Origin of the sequence: Planomonospora parontospora (assembly GCA_014647935.1) — a bacterium.
GTDB lineage: Bacteria > Actinomycetota > Actinomycetes > Streptosporangiales > Streptosporangiaceae > Planomonospora > Planomonospora parontospora.
In genome coordinates this window covers 154,557-171,492 of sequence record BMQD01000011.1, presented here as the reverse complement: position 1 = coordinate 171,492, position 16,936 = coordinate 154,557, and the positions used below count along the sequence as shown (strand labels likewise).

General features: G+C 72.0%; 14 protein-coding genes. 6 read left to right on the top strand and 8 right to left on the bottom strand.

Annotated elements, in window-relative coordinates; translation table 11 throughout:
- Positions 1–6: 6 nt before the first annotated feature.
- The 4 genes from IEZ07_RS18770 to betA all read left to right on the top strand — a co-directional run bounded on the left by IEZ07_RS18770 (position 7) and on the right by betA (position 5,599).
- Positions 7–1,908, top strand: a complete 1,902-nt coding sequence (locus IEZ07_RS18770) for an ABC transporter permease (protein ID WP_191895923.1) — start codon at positions 7–9, stop codon at positions 1,906–1,908.
- A gap of 28 nt (positions 1,909–1,936) precedes the next feature.
- On the top strand, positions 1,937–2,929 hold the full coding sequence (locus tag IEZ07_RS18765; RefSeq protein WP_191895922.1) for an ABC transporter substrate-binding protein: 993 nt from the start codon (positions 1,937–1,939) through the stop codon (positions 2,927–2,929).
- A gap of 73 nt (positions 2,930–3,002) precedes the next feature.
- Positions 3,003–3,974: an ABC transporter substrate-binding protein gene (locus tag IEZ07_RS18760; protein ID WP_191895921.1), complete on the top strand. Its 972-nt coding sequence runs from the start codon at positions 3,003–3,005 to the stop codon at positions 3,972–3,974.
- Positions 3,971–5,599: a choline dehydrogenase gene (betA, locus tag IEZ07_RS18755; protein WP_191895920.1), complete on the top strand. Its 1,629-nt coding sequence runs from the start codon at positions 3,971–3,973 to the stop codon at positions 5,597–5,599. The genes IEZ07_RS18760 and betA overlap by 4 nt, the downstream gene beginning before the upstream one ends.
- Positions 5,600–5,671: 72 nt before the next feature.
- Here betA and IEZ07_RS18750 read toward each other — a convergent pair whose 3' ends face one another.
- From IEZ07_RS18750 to IEZ07_RS18720, 7 genes are all read right to left on the bottom strand, one after another.
- Positions 5,672–6,259 (bottom strand): GTP-binding protein, encoded by a 588-nt coding sequence (locus tag IEZ07_RS18750; RefSeq protein ID WP_373868859.1) that lies wholly within the window; start codon positions 6,257–6,259, stop codon positions 5,672–5,674.
- The gene (locus IEZ07_RS18745) at positions 6,240–6,602 is read right to left on the bottom strand and encodes a DUF742 domain-containing protein (RefSeq protein ID WP_068895027.1); all 363 of its coding nucleotides are present in this window, start codon (positions 6,600–6,602) and stop codon (positions 6,240–6,242) included. The genes IEZ07_RS18750 and IEZ07_RS18745 overlap by 20 nt, the downstream gene beginning before the upstream one ends.
- 84 nt (positions 6,603–6,686) lie before the next feature.
- Complete coding sequence (locus IEZ07_RS18740; RefSeq protein WP_068895025.1) at positions 6,687–7,109, bottom strand: roadblock/LC7 domain-containing protein; 423 nt, start codon at positions 7,107–7,109, stop codon at positions 6,687–6,689.
- The gene (locus tag IEZ07_RS18735; RefSeq protein WP_191895919.1) at positions 7,106–10,189 is read right to left on the bottom strand and encodes a nitrate- and nitrite sensing domain-containing protein; all 3,084 of its coding nucleotides are present in this window, start codon (positions 10,187–10,189) and stop codon (positions 7,106–7,108) included. The genes IEZ07_RS18740 and IEZ07_RS18735 overlap by 4 nt, the downstream gene beginning before the upstream one ends.
- A 221-nt stretch (positions 10,190–10,410) precedes the next feature.
- The gene (locus IEZ07_RS18730; protein WP_191895918.1) at positions 10,411–12,705 is read right to left on the bottom strand and encodes a [protein-PII] uridylyltransferase; all 2,295 of its coding nucleotides are present in this window, start codon (positions 12,703–12,705) and stop codon (positions 10,411–10,413) included.
- A 3-nt stretch (positions 12,706–12,708) separates the two neighbouring features.
- Positions 12,709–13,047: a P-II family nitrogen regulator gene (locus tag IEZ07_RS18725; RefSeq protein ID WP_068895019.1), complete on the bottom strand. Its 339-nt coding sequence runs from the start codon at positions 13,045–13,047 to the stop codon at positions 12,709–12,711.
- Entirely contained in the window at positions 13,044–14,363 is a 1,320-nt protein-coding gene (locus tag IEZ07_RS18720) for an ammonium transporter (RefSeq protein WP_191895917.1), read from the bottom strand. Before IEZ07_RS18720 ends, IEZ07_RS18725 begins: the two co-directional genes overlap by 4 nt.
- A 484-nt stretch (positions 14,364–14,847) precedes the next feature.
- Between IEZ07_RS18720 and IEZ07_RS18715 the strand changes: the two genes are divergently transcribed.
- Together IEZ07_RS18715 and IEZ07_RS18710 are read left to right on the top strand one after the other, a co-directional pair.
- Positions 14,848–15,264: a RelB antitoxin-like protein gene (locus IEZ07_RS18715; protein WP_191895916.1), complete on the top strand. Its 417-nt coding sequence runs from the start codon at positions 14,848–14,850 to the stop codon at positions 15,262–15,264.
- Positions 15,261–15,686, top strand: a complete 426-nt coding sequence (locus tag IEZ07_RS18710; protein WP_191895915.1) for a cytotoxic translational repressor of toxin-antitoxin stability system — start codon at positions 15,261–15,263, stop codon at positions 15,684–15,686. Before IEZ07_RS18715 ends, IEZ07_RS18710 begins: the two co-directional genes overlap by 4 nt.
- Before the next feature lie 127 nt (positions 15,687–15,813).
- On the opposite strand, the gene IEZ07_RS18705 is transcribed toward IEZ07_RS18710, so the two are convergent.
- The gene (locus IEZ07_RS18705) at positions 15,814–16,752 is read right to left on the bottom strand and encodes a sigma-70 family RNA polymerase sigma factor (protein WP_068894996.1); all 939 of its coding nucleotides are present in this window, start codon (positions 16,750–16,752) and stop codon (positions 15,814–15,816) included.
- Between the last annotated feature and the right edge of the window lie 184 nt (positions 16,753–16,936).

The following is a 16,936-nucleotide window of genomic DNA, read 5'->3' as shown; positions in this document are numbered from 1 at the left end:
GTACGGGTGCCCCGCTGGGCGCCGGCGCTCGCCGCGGCGGGCCTGGCGGTCGCCGCCTACGCCGCCTACGCCGCCTTCCAGGGCACCGCGACCCTCCCCCACGACGACGACGCCGCCCCGTTCCGGATCGTCGCCGACCTGCGGGCCTGGGCGGACGCCGAGCGCAACCGGAGCCCGTTCTTCCTGTTCCTCGTCAACTACGTACGGCTCGGCGTCGGTAGTGTCCACGACCTGCTCCACCTGGTCCTGCACGGCCTGGGCTGGGCCGGTCTGGCCGGGTGCGCGGGCGCGCTCGGCTGGCTCGCGGGCGGCGCGCGCACCGGGCTGCTCGCCATGGCCGGGTTCGGCGCGTTCGGGGTGCTGGGGGTGTGGCAGGCGAGCGTCGACACGCTCGCGCTGGTGCTCGCGGCCGTCCTGCTCTCCCTGGCGGTCGGCCTGCCCCTGGGGGTCTGGGCGGGCCTGTCCCCGCGGCTGCGCCGCCTGCTCACCCCCCTCCTCGACGTCATGCAGATCATGCCGACGTTCGCCTACCTCGCGCCGATGGTGCTGCTCTTCCAGATCGGCCCGGCCGCGGCCACCGTCGCCACGATGGTCTACGCGATCCCCCCGGCGATCCGGATCACCGCGCTCGCCGTCGAGCAGGTCTCCCCCGCCGCGGTGGAGGCCTCGGAGTCGCTGGGCGCGACACGCGCGCAGACCCTGCGGGGGGTCCGCCTCCCGCTGGCCCGCGGCACCATCGGCCTGGCGGCCGGCCAGACCATCATGATGGCGCTGTCCATGGTGGTGATCGCGGCGCTGATCGCCGCCCCGGGTCTCGGCTCGGACGTCATCCGGGGTCTGTCCCGGGCGGACGTGGGCCTGATGCTCCCGGCGGGCCTGGCCATCGTCGCCATGGCGGTCGTGCTCGACCGGGTGGTCACGGCCGCGGCGCGCCCGCCGTACGAGGAGGCCCTGGGACCCGGGGCGGCCGCCCGCCGCTCCCGGGTGCGGCGGGCGGCCGCGGGCGCGCTGGCGGCCACCGGGATCCTGCTGGGCCGTGTGCTGCCCGCGGAGTTCCCCGGCGCGTGGGCGCTCGACTTCGCCGGCCCGGTGAACGACGCCGTGGACTGGGCGAAGACCTCCTGGTACGGCCTGACCCAGGCGGTCGGCGGCGCCGTCGCCGAGGGACTGCTCAACCCGCTGCAGACCGTGCTCACCGAGGCGCCCTGGTGGCTGGTCGCGGCGGTCGCGCTCGCGATCGGGTGGCGGACCGGCGGGCCCCGGCCCGCGGCCGTCGCCACGGGCTGCCTGCTCGCCACGGCCCTGCTGGGGCTCTGGCAGCACACCATGGAGACGCTCACCACCGTGCTGGTGGCGGTGGCGCTGACCCTGCTCGCCGGCCTGGTGCTCGGCGTGGCGGCGGCCCGCTCGCCCCGGTTCGCCGCCGTGCAGCGGCCGCTGCTCGACGCCGCGCAGACCCTGCCCGCCTTCGTCTACCTGCTGCCCGCGCTGGCGCTGTTCGGCGCGACCCGGTTCACCGCGATCTTCGCCTCGGTGGTCTACGCGGTGCCCGCGGTCGCCCGCCTGGTCGAGGAGGGCGTCCGCAACGTCGCCCCGGGCGCGGTCGAGGCCGCCCTGTCCTGCGGTTCCACCGAGCGGCAGCTGCTGTGGAAGGTACGGCTCCCGATGGCCCGGCCCGCCCTCCTGCTCGCCGCCAACCAGGGGATCGTCATGACGCTCGCCATGGTCGTGGTCGGCGGGCTGGTCGGCGCGGGCGGGCTCGGCTACGACGTCGTCTCCGGGTTCTCCCAGCGCTCCGACTTCGGCATGGGCTTCGCCGCCGGGGTGGCCACGGTGCTGCTCGGGATCACGCTCGACCGGATCACCCAGGGCGCCGGCCGGCGCCCGCTCACCCGCACGTCCACCTGACAAGAACCTGGAAGAAGAAGAGGATCGCATGAGGATCGGAACCAGGGTCCGGCTGCTCGCCGGTGTGCTCACCCTCGGACTCGCCGCGGCGGGCTGCGGCGGGGCCACCGTGGAGACCGGCGCCGGTCCGGCGCAGCCGTCCGCGGGCGCGGCGGGATCGTCGGCGCCCGCCGCGGGCGGCACCGTGAAGATCGCCGTCAACCCGTGGGCGGGCTACGAGGCCAGCGCCGCGGTCATCGCCCACCTGCTGGAGGAGGAGCTCGGCTACACGGTCGAGAAGAAGGAGCTCGCCGAGCAGGTCTCCTGGGAGGGCTTCGAGACCGGTGACGTCGACGTCATCGTGGAGAACTGGGGCCACGAGGACCTGAAGAAGACCTTCATCGAGGAGAAGAAGGTCGCCGTCGAGGCGGGCTCCACCGGCAACAAGGGCGTCATCGGCTGGTACATCCCCAAGTGGATGGCCGACGAGTACCCCGGCATCACCGACTACAAGAACCTGAACAAGTACGCCCGCCTGTTCAGGACCTCCGAGTCCGGCGGCAAGGGCCAGCTGCTCTTCGGCGACCCCTCCTACGTGAGCAACGAGGAGGCGATCATCAAGAACCTGAAGCTGGACTACAAGGTGGTCGTCGGCGGCAGCGAGGCGGCGCTGATCGAGTCCGCCACCCAGGCGCAGCGGCAGAAGAAGCCGCTGCTGTTCTACTTCTGGGACCCGCACTGGCTGTTCAGCAAGGTCGAGCTGGCCCGGGTGAACCTGCCCCCGTACACCGAGGGCTGCGACGCCGACCCCAAGAAGGTCGCCTGCGACTACGCCGAGCTGGACCTCGACAAGATCGTGAGCAAGAGGTTCGCCGACACCGGCGGCAAGGCCTACCAGCTGGTCAAGAACTTCTCCTGGACCAACGAGCACCAGAACGCCGTCGCCAACGACATCACCAGCAACGGCATGTCCGCCGAGGAGGCGGCCAAGAAGTGGGTCGAGGCCAACCCGTCGGTCTGGGCCGCCTGGATCCCGCAGTAGGCGGGTCCGGCCCGGCGGGGCGGTCCCGCCGCCCCGCCGGGCCCGAGTCGCGGAGGTCGACATGAGGCTTTTCATGAGACGCAAGAACGTCCCGCCGGGCGGGCGGCGGCGTACGGCTCCCGCCGCGGGGCCCGCCGGGCTCGCGGTGCTGCTCCTGCTCACCTCGTGCAGCGCGCAGCAGGCCGCCCCGGAGCGGACCGGCGGCACCGTGCGGATCGCGATCAACGACTGGGCCGGCTACCGGGCCAGCGCCGCGGTCCTCGCGCTGCTGCTGGAGCGCGAGCTCGGCTACGAGGTGCAGGAGGTGGAGCTGACCGAGGCCCGGTCGTGGGAGGCCTTCGAGCAGGGCACGGTCGACGTCATCGTCGAGAACTGGGGACGGGAGGCGGAGAAGAAGACCTACATAGAGGAGAAGAAGGTCGCGGTCTCCGCCGGCCGGAACGGCAACAAGGGCATCATCGGCTGGTACGTCCCGCAGTGGATGGCCGAGAAATATCCGGACATCACGGACTGGCGAAATCTCAACAAGTACGCGCCGCTCTTCCGGACCGCGAAGACGGGGAACCAGGGTCAGATCCTCGACGGGGACCCGTCCTACGTCACCAACGACGAGGCCCTGGTGCGCAATCTCGACCTCGACTACAAGGTCGTCTACTCGGGCAGCGAGGACGCCCTGATAAAGGCCGCCCGGCGCGCGACCGCGCGGCGCGAACCGCTGCTGATGTACTTCTACGAACCGCAGTGGCTGTTCACCCAGGTGAAACTGGTCAAGGTCAACCTCCCCCCCTATGCAATCGGCTGCGACGCCGACGCCGAAAAGGTCGCCTGCGACTACCCGCCCTATCTGCTGGACAAAATCGTCAGCAGGCGGTTCGCCGACACCGGCGGAAAGGCCTACGAGCTGGTCCGTAACTTCTCCTGGACCAACGCGCACCAGAACGCCGTGGCCCGGGACATGACCGAGGGCGGCATGTCCGCCGAGGAGGCGGCCCGCGCCTGGGTCGACGCCAACAGGATCGTCTGGAAGGACTGGATGCCCCGGTGAGCTACGACTACGTCATCGTCGGCGGCGGCTCGGCCGGCTCCGCCCTGGCGAACCGGCTGAGCGCCGACCCGTCGGTGCGCGTGCTGGTCCTGGAGGCGGGCCGTCCCGACCACCGGTGGGACGTGTTCATCCACATGCCGGCCGCGCTGATGTTCCCCATCGGCAGCCGCTTCTACGACTGGCGCTACGAGTCCGAGCCCGAGCCGCACATGCACGGCCGCCGCGTCTACCACGCCCGCGGCAAGGTCCTCGGCGGTTCCAGCAGCATCAACGGCATGATCTTCCAGCGCGGCAACCCGCTGGACTACGAGCGGTGGGCGGCCGACCCCGGGATGGCGGACTGGGACTACGCCCACTGCCTGCCGTACTTCAAGCGCATGGAGAACTGCCTGGCCGACCCCGGGACCCCGTTCCGCGGGCACGGCGGCCCGCTCGTCCTGGAGCGCGGCCCGGCCGAGGGCCCGCTGTACGACGCGTTCTTCGAGGCGGTACGGCAGGCGGGCCACCCGCTCACCGACGACGTGAACGGCTACCGCCAGGAGGGCTTCGCCGCCTTCGACCGCAACCTGCACCGCGGCCGCCGGCTGAGCGCCGCCCGCGCCTACCTGCACCCGGTGCTGGACCGCCCCAACCTCACCGTGCGGACCCGCGCCCACGTCTCGAAGGTCGTCTTCCAGGGGAACCGGGCGGTCGGCGTCGAGTTCGACGGCAAGCGGGTCCGCGCGGGCGAGGTGATCCTGTGCGGCGGGGCGGTCAACTCCCCGCAGCTGCTCCAGCTGTCCGGCGTGGGCGACGCCGATCTGCTGAAGGGGCTCGGCATCGAGGTCGTGCACCACCTGCCGGGCGTGGGCGAGAACCTCCAGGACCACCTGGAGGTCTACGTCCAGCACGCCTGCCTCCGGCCCGTCTCCATGGCGCCGGCCCTGGCCCGGTGGCGGCGGCCGCTCATCGGCGCGGACTGGCTGCTGCGCCGCTCGGGGCCGGGCGCGAGCAACCACTTCGAGGCCGGCGGGTTCATCCGCTCCAACGACGACGTCGCCTACCCGAACCTGATGTTCCACTTCCTGCCGATCGCGATCCGCTACGACGGCTCGGCCCCGGCCACCGGCCACGGATACCAGGTCCACGTCGGCCCGATGTACTCCGACTCGCGCGGCAGCGTGCGGATCAGGTCCGCCGACCCTCGCGTCAAACCCGCCCTCCGGTTCAACTACCTGTCCACCGCCGCCGACCGGCGCGAGTGGGTCGAGGCGGTCGGCAAGGCCCGGGAGATCCTCTCCCAGCCGGCCTTCGCCCCCTTCGACGGGGGCGAGATCTCCCCCGGCCCGGCCGTGCGGAGCGACGAGCAGATCCTCGACTGGGTCGCCCGCGACGGGGAGACCGCCCTGCACCCCTCGTGCACCTGCCGGATGGGCACCGACGAGATGTCCGTGGTGGACCCGGCGTCGATGCGGGTCCACGGGGTGGAGGGCCTGCGCGTGGTGGACGCCTCGGCCATGCCGTACATCACCAACGGCAACATCTACGCCCCGGTGATGATGCTCGCCGAGAAGGCCGCCGACCTGATCCTCGGCGTCACCCCGCTGCCGCCCGAACCCGTGGAGTTCCACCGCCACCCCGGCTGAGCCCCGGCGCCCGGGGGACGCCGGAAGCCGGTACGGCTCCCGCGGGAGCCGTACCGGCCGGGCCGGGGGCCGTCAGACCGACATGCCGTAGGCGGCGCGCACCCGCAGGACGTGCTCGACCAGCGTGATGAGCGTGCTCTTCACGGAGTCGCGGGAGCGGGCGTCGGTGCGCACGATGGGGACGTGCGGGGCGAGCGCCAGGGCCTCGCGCACCTCGTCCTCCGAGTGCGGGAACTGCCCGTCCCAGCCGTTGATGCCGACCACGAAGGGGAGCTTGGCCTCCTCGAAGTAGTCGATCGCCGGGAAGCCGTCGGCCAGACGGCGGGTGTCGATCAGGACCACCGCGCCGATGGCGCCGCGGACCAGGTCGTCCCACATGAACCAGAACCGGTGCTGCCCGGGCGTGCCGAACAGGTACAGGATCAGGTCCTGGTCCAGGGACAGGCGGCCGAAGTCCATGGCGACCGTGGTGGTCGACTTGGTCGGCGTGAGCCCCAGGTCGTCGACGCCCGAGCTCGCCTCCGTCATGACCGCTTCCGTGGTCAGCGGGAGGATCTCCGAGACGGCGCCCACGAACGTGGTCTTGCCGACGCCGAACCCGCCTGCTACGACGATCTTCGTCGATGTCAGGCCGCCGCGGTTAGAGCCTGCGAAGTCCACTGAGCACCCTTTCGAGCATGTTGAGATCCGGTTGTCCCTGGTCGAGACGCGGCTGGTGGAGGCGGACGAGACCCTCGTCCGCCATGTCCGCCACCAGTACGCGGGCCACGCCGAGCGGGACCCGGAGCAGCGCCGAGATCTCGGCGACCGACCGGAACGAGCGGCAGAGCCTGATGATGGCGTCCTGCTCGGGGGTGAGCAGGGCCAGCTCCTCGTCCATGATGGGGGAGGAGGAGACCAGGGTCTCCATCGCCATGTGATAGCGCGGCTCGGCGCGACCGCCGGTCACCGCGTACGGACGGAACAGGGGCTCCTCGTCCCCGGTTCCGTCAACGCCCAGCACGGCCCTCTCCAGGTGCGGACGCCGGGGCGGACGGACGGGCGGTCCGCGCGCTCCCGGCTCGCCGAGTGTGTGCCGACCCGGTCATCAGCGCCCCCGCGAGGACTGCAGCTCGGCCCGGATCGCCGGCGTGAGGACCTGGCCGGCCCGGTCGACGAGCAGGGTCATCTGGTAGGCCACCAGGCCCATGTCGCACTCGGGCGAAGCCAGCACGGCGAGCACGGAACCGTCGCTGATCGCCATGACCAGCAGCAGACCGCGCTCCATCTCGACCACCGTCTGGGTGACCGCGCCGCCCTCGAACACGCGGGACGCGCCCACGGTCAGGCTGAGCAGCCCGGCGGCCACGGCGGCGAGCTGGTCGGCCCGGTCGTCCGGGAACCCCTCGGAGCTGGCGATCCGCAGGCCGTCGGCCGACACGACCACCGCGTGCGCGACACCTGGGGTGCCCCGGACGAACTCGGTGATCAGCCAGTCGAACCTGCGGGCCTCATGGCTCAGAGTAGTCACTGGCCCTCCTCCTTTTCCGCCACGTTCTTGGCGGTGTCCTCATATAGTTCCGCACGGCCCCGCCGCACGCCCTGCTGGAAGCTCGACAACCTGTTCCGCACCCGCTCGGGCGAGATCGGGGGCATCGGCGTCGACGGTGCGCTGGCCGCGGCACCCGGCACCAGGTTGGCCTTGGGGGTCCGCTTGGGCAGGCCCGCGGCGGTGATCCCGCCGAGGCTGGGGTCGCTGGCCGCCTGGGCGGCCTGCCAGCCCGCGTCCGCCGGGGTCTGCCAGTTCTCCGGCTGGCGGGCCGGGATCGTCCGCCGGAGCGGGGTGACGGCCGGGCCCTGGACCGATGCGGGGACCGCCTCCCTGACCGGCGCGGGCACCGGTTCGGGAGCCGGTACGGCCTCGGGCACGCGCTCCACGACGGGAGGCGCGGCTTCGATGTGCCGCTCCGCCCTGTCCGGACGCCCGGCGTCCTCGGCGTCCTCGGCGTCCTCAGCGTTCCCGGCGTTCTCGACGGCCTCGGCGTCCCCGGGCTCCGCGGGGCCGTCGGCCCTGCGGAACCAGGCCGACTCGACCGAGGCGAAGATCGGCAGGAACTCCTCCTGCTCGGGTTCGAGCGGGGAGACTCCGACCGCCGGCATCGAGGCGGTGACGGGGTCGTCGTGGGAGGCCTGCCCCCACGCCGAGAACGCGCCCGCGACGCCGTCCCCGCCGCCCGCGGAGGCTCCGTTGCCGTTCGACGCGCCGACCTGGCGCTTCGGCAGGGGTGCCTCGGTGCTCTGCGGCGGCGCCCCGAAGGGGGCCGCCTGCGCCGGCCGCCGCTCGGGGAGCGGCTGGTCGGCGGAACCGAACGACGGCGCCTGCGGCGCGGGAGGCCGGCCGAACGAACCCTGGTCCGCGGAGGTCTGGCCGAACGAGCCCTGACCGAACGGGCTCCGGTCCGCCGGCTGGTCCATCGGCTGGTCCATCGACGCCTGGCCGAAGGAACCCCGGTCCACCGACCGGTCCATGGAGGCCTGGCCGTACGCGCCCTGTCCGGGGATCTGGCCGAACGGGTTCTGGCCCGCGGACGCCTGGCCCTGGTCCATCGACGCCTGGCCGAACGAGCCCTGGCTCAGAGCCGCCTGGCTGAACGGGTTCGCGCTCAGCGACGCCTGGCCGAACGAGCTCTGCGAGGTGAGCGACTCCGACCCCCACGAGGCGGCCGGGACCGGGTTCGTCGCCTCGACGACGAGCTCCGGCGGGAAGAGGACCATGGCGATGAGACCGCCGGTCTCCTGCGGGCGGAGCTGGACGCGGATGCCGTGGCGCAAGGCCAGGCGGCCGACCACGAACAGGCCCATCCGCCGCGACACCGACACGTCCACGACGGGCGGGTCGGCCAGCCGCCGGTTGGTCTCGACGAGCTCCTCGGCGGTCATGCCGATGCCCGCGTCGCTGACCGCGAGCAGCGCGCCGCCGCCCTCGATCATGCTGCTGGAGACGACGACCTGGCTGGCCCGGGGGGAGAACTGGATGGCGTTCTCCACCAGCTCGGCCACCAGGTGGACGATGTCGTTGGCGGCGCTTCCGGCGACCGAGATCGCGCGGTGCACCTTGACCTGGACCCGCTCGTAGTCCTCGACCTCCGACAGGGAGGCGCGGACGACGTCGACGAGCTTGGCCGGCTGGCTGCGCCTGCGGGTCGGCTCGTGGCCGGCGAGGACCAGGAGGTTCTCGGAGTTGCGGCGCATGCGGGTGGCCAGGTGGTCGAGCTTGAACAGGTCGCCCAACCGGCCGCCGTCCTGCTCGCCCTTCTCCAGACCGTCGATGAGCGAGATCTGCCGCTCCACCAGAGTCTGGGTCCGCCGCGAGAGGTTGACGAACATCGCGCTGATGTTGGACCGGAGCTCGGACTCCTCCGCCGCGAGCCGTACGGCCTGGCGGTGGACCTCGTCGAAGGCCTTGGCGACCTCGCCGATCTCGTCCCTGCTGTCGACCGAGATGGGCTCGACCTCGGGGGTCTGGGTCTCTCCGGAGATCCGGAGCTTGCGCACCACGTCGGGGAGCCGGTTGCCCGCGACGTCCAGCGCCTCGACCCGGAGGCGGCGCAGCGGCAGGACCATCGAGCGCGCGATGAGGACGGTGAGGCCGAGGACCAGCAGGAGCAGGGTCAGGATCAGGCCGGCCGCGATGATCGCGGCGCGCTGCTCGGCGTCCTCCAGCTCCCGGGCCCGGGTGATCACGTCACCGGCGACCTTGGTCTCGACCTTCTTCATCCGGTTGAGGACCTCGGTGTTGTCCCCGAACCACTGCTTGACCTCGGTCAGGTCGCTCAGCAGGCGCCCGGAGGCGTTCGGGCGGCCCGCCAGCGCGATCGCCTTGGACTTCGTCAGCTCGGCGCGGTGCACCCGCTCGTCCACCAGCTGGGTGCTGAGCAGCTGGCCGTTCTCGGCGCCCGCCTCGATGGCGAACTCGGCCTTGCGCTCCTCCAGCCGCGACCGCGAGGCGATGAACTCCTCGACCTGCTGCGCGTTGACCAGCGCGGGCGCGTAGTAGCCGGCCAGCAGGCGGGCCCGCTGCCGGGAGACCTCCTCCTTGGCGTAGGCCAGCGCGCTGAGTCCCCGGGTGTTGCCGATGATCTCCGGGTCGTCGCTGACCAGCGTGAGCTCCTCGTGCAGCTGGAGCAGCGGGTTGATCAGGAAGACGTAGCGCTCGGCCCGGGCCGTGCCGGGCAGCTCACGGGTCTTGCCGAGGCTCTCGAGCTGGTACGCGGCGTCACGGGCGGCCTTGACCGCTCGGGGGCCGTAGGAGTCGTCGATCGCCCGCAGGTCCACCCGGACCTCCTGCAGCAGATCGTCGACCACCTTCCGCTGGGTGGTGAAGCTGCTCTCCAGTCCCTTGTTCGCGGGCTGGAACGCCGCCCACGCCCCCCGGTCACGTTCCAGGCCGATGGCCTGCGCGAGGTCGCGCAGGCGGCCGGAGTACTCCGCCGCGGCCGCCGTGCGCTGGTGCACGGTGACACCCTCGACGGAGGCGGCCACCCGCGCTCCGGCGAGCAGCACGCCCACCGCGGTCGGCACCAGGATCAGCGCCGTGAGACGCGTTCGCACGCGCCAGTTTCGCAAACCGAATCGGGCGGCAGGCCGCTTGCCGCGGTCGCGCACCGATGCGGTCTCGCTATCGGTAGGTCCCGTCGTCACCGCTCTAGCTACCCTTCACCATCACGACACAAGTGGCCATCATCAGACCATAGACCCACGGGACAGAAGCGGCATATCCGACAAAACGGACTTAATCGTTACGGATGCGACGAAAGACTGATTTCCGATGGTTATCTCAGAGCGCTGAGGACCTGATCCCGTACCTGCGCACGCTGGGTCCGGTCCGTCAGAGGACGTCCAGCCCTGTCAACCACGTAGAAGACGTCCACCGCCTCTGCGCCGAGAGTCTCCACACGCGCAGCGCGCACGTCAAGACCACACTCACCAAATGCTCTACCAATCCGCCACAATAGCCCCGGACGGTCGTGAGCGCGTACTTCCACGACGGTCGCCGTGGTGGACGCGTCGTCCACGAGGGTGACCCGGGGCGGCGCGACCGGCACCCGGGCCGGTCGCAGCGAGCGGGTACGGCGGGCGAGGCGCTCCTCGATGTCGAGCCGGCCGGCCAGGACGAGCCGCAGGTCGGCCTCCAGCGTCGCCGGGTCGGGCGGCGAGCCGTACTCCGGGACCACCGAGAACTCGATCACGGCGGTGGACCCCGCCGAGGCCGCAGAGGCGGCGCGGACCACCATCCAGTGCGCGGCGAGCACCCCGGCCGCGCTCCAGAGCAGCCCCGACCGGTCGGGGGCGACCACGGTGACCGACCCGCCGTTGACCCGGACCGCCCCCCCGCCGTGCCGGGCCAGGGCCGCCTGCCCGGCGGAGAGGGAGGGCGCGGGCCGCGGCGGGGTCCCGGACAGCACCGAGCGCACCCGTCGCACCAGGTCCGTGACCAGTGAGGCCTTCCAGGCGTTCCACGCGGCGGGCCCGGTGGCGTTGCCGTCGGCCACGGCCAGGGCGGCGAGCAGCTCCAGCACCTCGCGCGAGCCGACCGCCTCGGCCACCCGGGAGATCGTCACCGGGTCGTCCAGGTCGCGCCGGGTGGCGGTCTCGGGCAGCAGCAGGTGGTGGCGGACCACTCTCTCCAGGATCTCCACGTCCGCCGGGGGCAGTCCCATCCGGGCGCCGATGTCGCGGGCGACGACCGCGCCGGTGTCGGAGTGGTCGCCGGGATAGCCCTTGCCGATGTCGTGCAGGAGCGCGCAGATGAGCAGCAGGTCCGGCCGGGAAACCTCACGGGTGGACGCGGCGGCCCCGGCCGCGGTCTCGATCAGGTGGCGGTCGACCGTGTAGCGGTGCACGGGGTTGCGCTGCGGGCGGTGCCGCACCCGCTCCCAGTCGGGCAGCAGCCGGACCAGCACGCCGGCCTGGTCCAGTTCCTCCCAGACCGGCACGGCCGCGCGCCCGGCGCCGAGCAGCGCCACCAGCGCGTCGCGGGCCTCGTCCGGCCAGGGCACCGGGAGCGGCGGGGACTGGGAGGCCAGCGCGGCCACGGTGGCCGGGGCGAGCGGCAGCCCCGCCTCGGCGGCGGCGGCCGCCGCGCGCAGCACGAGCACCGGGTCCTTGCGCGGATCGGCCCCGCGGGCGAGCACGACCTCCCCGCCGTGCTCGACGACGCCGTCGGCGAGCGGCCGGCGCCCTCGCGGCGCGGGCCCCGACAGCAGCCGGTCCACGGTGCGCCAGGTGCCGTCGAAGGCGTGCGCGATCGTCCGGCCCGCCTCGGCGAGCCTGCGCATCAGCGCCTCGGCGTCGAGCAGGCCCAGCATCCCGGCGACCGCGTCCTGCTCCTGCAGGACGAGCCGGTCGGTGCCGCGCGCCGTCACCAGGTGCAGGCCGTGCCGGACGTCGAGCAGGAGCTCGTAGGCCTCGCGGACCCGGGGGCCCGGGGCCGAGGCGACCCAGGCGGCGGCCACGGCCTGCATCGCCTGGACGTCGCGGAGCCCGCCGTGCGCGTCGCGCAGGTCGGGCTCGAGCAGGAAGGCGAGCTCCCCGCTGGTCTCCGTCCGCCGGTCCGCGGCCTCGCGCAGCTCGCCCAGGCGGCGCCGGGAGTCCGCCCGCCACTCGGAGAGCACGGTCTCGCGCGCCGCGCGCGTCAGCTCGGGGTCCCCGGCCACGTGCCGGGCCTGGATCAGCCCGAGCACCGCCTTGAGGTCCTCCCGGGCGACCTTCGCCGCCTCCTCCACGGTCCGGACCGAGTGGTCCAGGCGGACCCCGGAGTCCCAGACCGGGTACCAGACCCGGTCGGCGACGCGGGCGATGTCGTCGCGCCCGTCGTGCAGCAGGACCAGGTCCAGGTCACTGCCCGGGGCCAGCTCCGAGCGGCCCAGGCTCCCGACCGCGACGAGCGCGACCCCGCCCAGGGGGCCGCGCTCGTCGCCGTTCCTGCCGTCCCTCGGGTCCGGCCCCTTCCCAGGACGCCCGTACGGCGTGCCGCAGGCGGTGCGGAGCAGGTCCGTCAGCCAGCGGTCGACGTCCGCGGCCCGCTCCCTGCGGGCCGCGGCGTACGAGCGAGTCTCGCCTCTCACCGGTCAGAGCGCCTCAGGGCCGCGCTCGCCGGTGCGGACCCGGACGACGGTGTCGACCGGGACGGACCAGACCTTGCCGTCACCGATCTTGCCGGTCTGCGCCGCCTTGACGATGACGTCGATCACGTCCTCGGCGTCCTCCTCCTCGGCGAGCACCTCCAGCCGGACCTTGGGCACCAGGTCCACCTGGTACTCGGCGCCCCGGTAGACCTCGGTGTGCCCGCGCTGGCGGCCGTAGCCGCTGGCCTCGCTGACCGTCATGCCCTTGACGCCGAACTGCTCCAGGGCCGCCTTCACGTCGTCGAGCTTGAAGGGCTTGATGACCGCGGTGATGAGTCTCATGCCTCCACCTTCTTCGCGGCCGGCACCACGGCCGGGCCGTTGGGGGACGCCACTCCGGAGGAGTGGACGGTGCCGAGGTCGTAGCCGGTCTCGGCGTGGGTGGTGATGTCGATGCCCGCGACCTCGTCCTCGGCGGAGATCCGGAAGCCCATCGTCTTGTCGACCACCTTGGCGATGATCCACGAGACGATGAAGGAGTAGGCGCCGACCGCGACCGGGCCGAGCACCTGCACCCCGAGCTGGGAGATCGGGCCGCCGTAGAGCAGGCCCTTCTCCTGGCCGTCGGCGAACGGGTAGGCGGCGACGAAGCCCAGCGCCACCGCGCCGACGACGCCGCCGACCATGTGCACGCCGACCACGTCGAGCGAGTCGTCGTAGCCGAGCCTGTACTTCAGGCCGACGCCGTAGGCGCAGGCGACACCGGCGAGCGCGCCGATGACGAACGCGGCCCAGGGGTCGACGAAGCCGCAGGCCGGGGTGATCGCGACCAGGCCGGCCACCGCGCCGGAGGCGACGCCGAGGGTGGTGGAGTGGCCGTCGCGGAGCTTCTCGACGAGGAGCCAGGCGCCGGCCGCCACCGCGGTGGCGATCTGGGTGTTCATGAACGCCAGGCCGGTGGTGCCGTCCACGGCGAGCTCGGAGCCCGCGTTGAAGCCGAACCAGCCGAACCAGAGCAGGCCCGCGCCGAGCAGGACGAGCGTGAGGTTGTGCGGCCGCATCGGGTCCTTGCGCCAGCCGACGCGCTTGCCGACGACCAGCGCGACCGCCAGGGCCGCGGCGCCGGCGTTGATGTGCACGACCGTGCCGCCGGCGAAGTCCTCGATGCCGAGGTTGCTCAGCCAGCCGCCGCCCCAGACCCAGTGGGCCACGGGGAAGTAGACGACGGTCGCCCAGACGAGCGCGAAGACCACCCAGGCGCCGAACTTGACCCGGTCGGCGAGCGCGCCGCTGATCAGTGCGACGGTGATGATCGCGAAGGTCATCTGGAAGGCGGAGAAGACGAGGCTGGGCATGCCCGTGCCGTCGTCCTTGGTCGCGGTGTCGACGAGCCCGCTCAACCCGAGGTTGTCGAGGCCGCCGACGAGCTTGTTGACGATGCCGCCGCCGTCGCCGGCCGCGTCGAAGGCCAGCGAGTGTCCGTAGAGGACCCAGGCGACCGTCACCACGATGATGCTCACCCACGACATCATCATCATGTTGAGGACGCTCTTGGCCCTGGTCATGCCCCCGTAGAAGAACGCGAGGCCCGGCGTCATGAGCAGTACGAGCGCGGTGCTCATGAGCATCCAGGCAGTGGAGCCGCCATCGATCTTCATCTGATGCGACCCTCCTTCCGATTGGCGTGTGGCCGGTTGTGCAGTCGCAGTGGGCGCTTCCAGGGCTTCGTCGACCGGCCGCGCACTGACGTACCTGACGGACGGGGTCCGCCTCGCCCCGCGGGCCCCGGTCCGCTCACGCGTCCCGACCGGTTCCGCCAAGGTTTTCCCTTCCGTGCGCCACAGCGTCTTCGCCCGCCGTTTCGGGGCGCGACCGCGCATGTTTCACATCTGTGAAACCCGCCGGGATGATGTTTCGACCTCGTTTCGGACAGCTCACACGCCAAAGGACGACCATCTGTAACCGCACTCGCACGGCGGCTGAACCTGCATGACCGGTTCACACCCTGCGACGTTCGGCCGCCGGTTTCCAGGCCGTCGCAAGGAACCAATACTTCCTCTCCGCCGAGTACGTCACGTACTCTGAGTACGTGACGTACTCTCGTGTCGGAGAATACGGCCGATGGATCCGGAAGAAGGCGGCATGAGCTCTCTCCACTACGACAGCTACACCGAGGCGCGAGCGCATCTGAAAGATCTTCTGGATGCGGCGGCGCTCGGCCGGACCGCCACCGTCCGGCGTGAGGAGACCCGGGCGGTCGTGGTGGACGCGGAACGGCTGAAGCACTTCCTGGCCGCCGTCACCCCCTCGCGCGCCGAAGTGATCGCCGAGGACGGCGGCTGGTCGGTGTTCATCCCCGGACTCCCGGTCGCCGCGGACGGATCCACCTTCGAAGAGGCGATCGGCGAGATGGTCGAGGCCCTCCGCGAATACGCCGAGGACTGGCAGGACCACCTGCTCAACGCCCCCAACCACCGGGAGAACTGGGGCCTGGTCCAGCTGATCGCCCTCAGCGACGACGAGGAGCTCCGCCGCTGGCTCACCGGGCAGACCGCATGACCTGGCCCCAGGCCACCAGAGCAGAGCACGAGCGGTTCTGCCTGGTGGAGGGATGGAGCCCGGTCAGAGACGCCCGGGGCCGCTCGGGCACCCACCACGTCACCTACGAGCTGCGCCTTCCCGACGGCCGTATCCTGCGCACCAGGATCTCCCATCCACCCGACCGCACCTCCTACGGCCGCAGCCTCTGGAGCCACATCCTCCGCGACCAGCTCGCCGTCACCGAGGAGGATTTCTGGAAGTGCGTGAAGGAAGGCGGCAAACCGGACCGCGGAGTCCCGGTCGTTCCCGCCGAGACACTTCCCGCCGACCTCGTCCACCTGCTCATCACCAAAGTCGGCCTGGCCGAAGCCGAGATCGCGCGGATGACCAGGGAAGCCGCCATCGCCAGACTCCAGCTCTTCTGGACCGACGGCGTGTGACCTGACCGGACCGCCCACACCGCTCCCTGCAGCGCCCGGCTCCGAGCTCCTTCTTGACAGGGGGCCGCAACGGCACCCGGCCGGACCACCGTACGAGAACGGGATCCGGCCGGGAGCCGGCGGAAGGTCAGGCGGCGGTGGCCATCTTGCGGAGGCGGGCCAGCGCGTCGCGCTCGATGCGGCGGGCGCGGTCGCGGCCGATGCCGTAGCGCTCGCCGACCTCGGTGAGCGTGTGCTCGCGCCCGTCGATCAGGCCGTAGCGCCAACGGAGCATCTCGCGCGTCTGCCCCTCCAGCCCGGTCAGCCACTGGTCCAGGCGCTCGCGCTCCAGGATGTCCATGGCCTGCTGCTCCGGGTCCGCCCACGTCTCGTCGGCGATCATGTCGCCGAGCTCCGTCTCGTCCTCGTCGCCCACCCCGAGCTGGAGCGAGACCGGGTCGGAGGCCCAGCGGCGCAGTTCGCGGACCCGCTCGATCGGCAGCTCCAGCACCGCCGCCAGGTCGGCGTCCGTCGGCTCGGCGTCGAACTCGGCCAGCATGTCGCGGCGGACCCGCATCAGCCGGGTCATCTGCTCCCCGGCGTGGGTGGGCAGCCGGACCGGGCGGGCCTGCTCGTGAATGGCCCGGCCCACGGACTGGCGGATCCACCACGTGGCGTAGGTGGAGAACTTGTAACCGCGCCGGTAGTCGAATTTCTCCACCGCGCGGACCAGTCCGAGGTTCCCCTCCTGGACCAGATCGATCAACGGCATTCCGCGCCCGGAGTATTTGCGCGCAACCGCCACCACAAGACGTAGATTGGCCTGGATGAACTCATCCTTGGCCCGCCGCCCCGAAACGGCCAGCCGCTCGAGCTCCTCGTCGGCGGCGTCGCCGATCCTCGGCTCCGTCGACCCGCCGTCCAGCAACTGCTCCGCGAAGAGGCCCGCCTCGATCCGCTTCGCGAGCTCGACCTCCTCCTCCGCGGTCAGCAGCGGGACCCGCCCGATCTCCGCCAGGTAGGTCCCGAGCAGGTCCCGATCCGAGACGTGCTGGTCCTGCGTCCGATTCCCCGTCGGCCTTGCCATTCGATGGCACCTCGCTCCGCCTGCTTATGGCGTGCCCGCCCGCTCGCTCATACGCCCCGCGCGCACGGACACGTCGCTTGCCTAATCAACGCATGGATCAGGGCAAAGATTCCCTAAAGAACTACGCCCGGAGGACGGTTTCACTTTCCTCCTCAAGGAGGATGCCTCCGGCCGCCATGACACA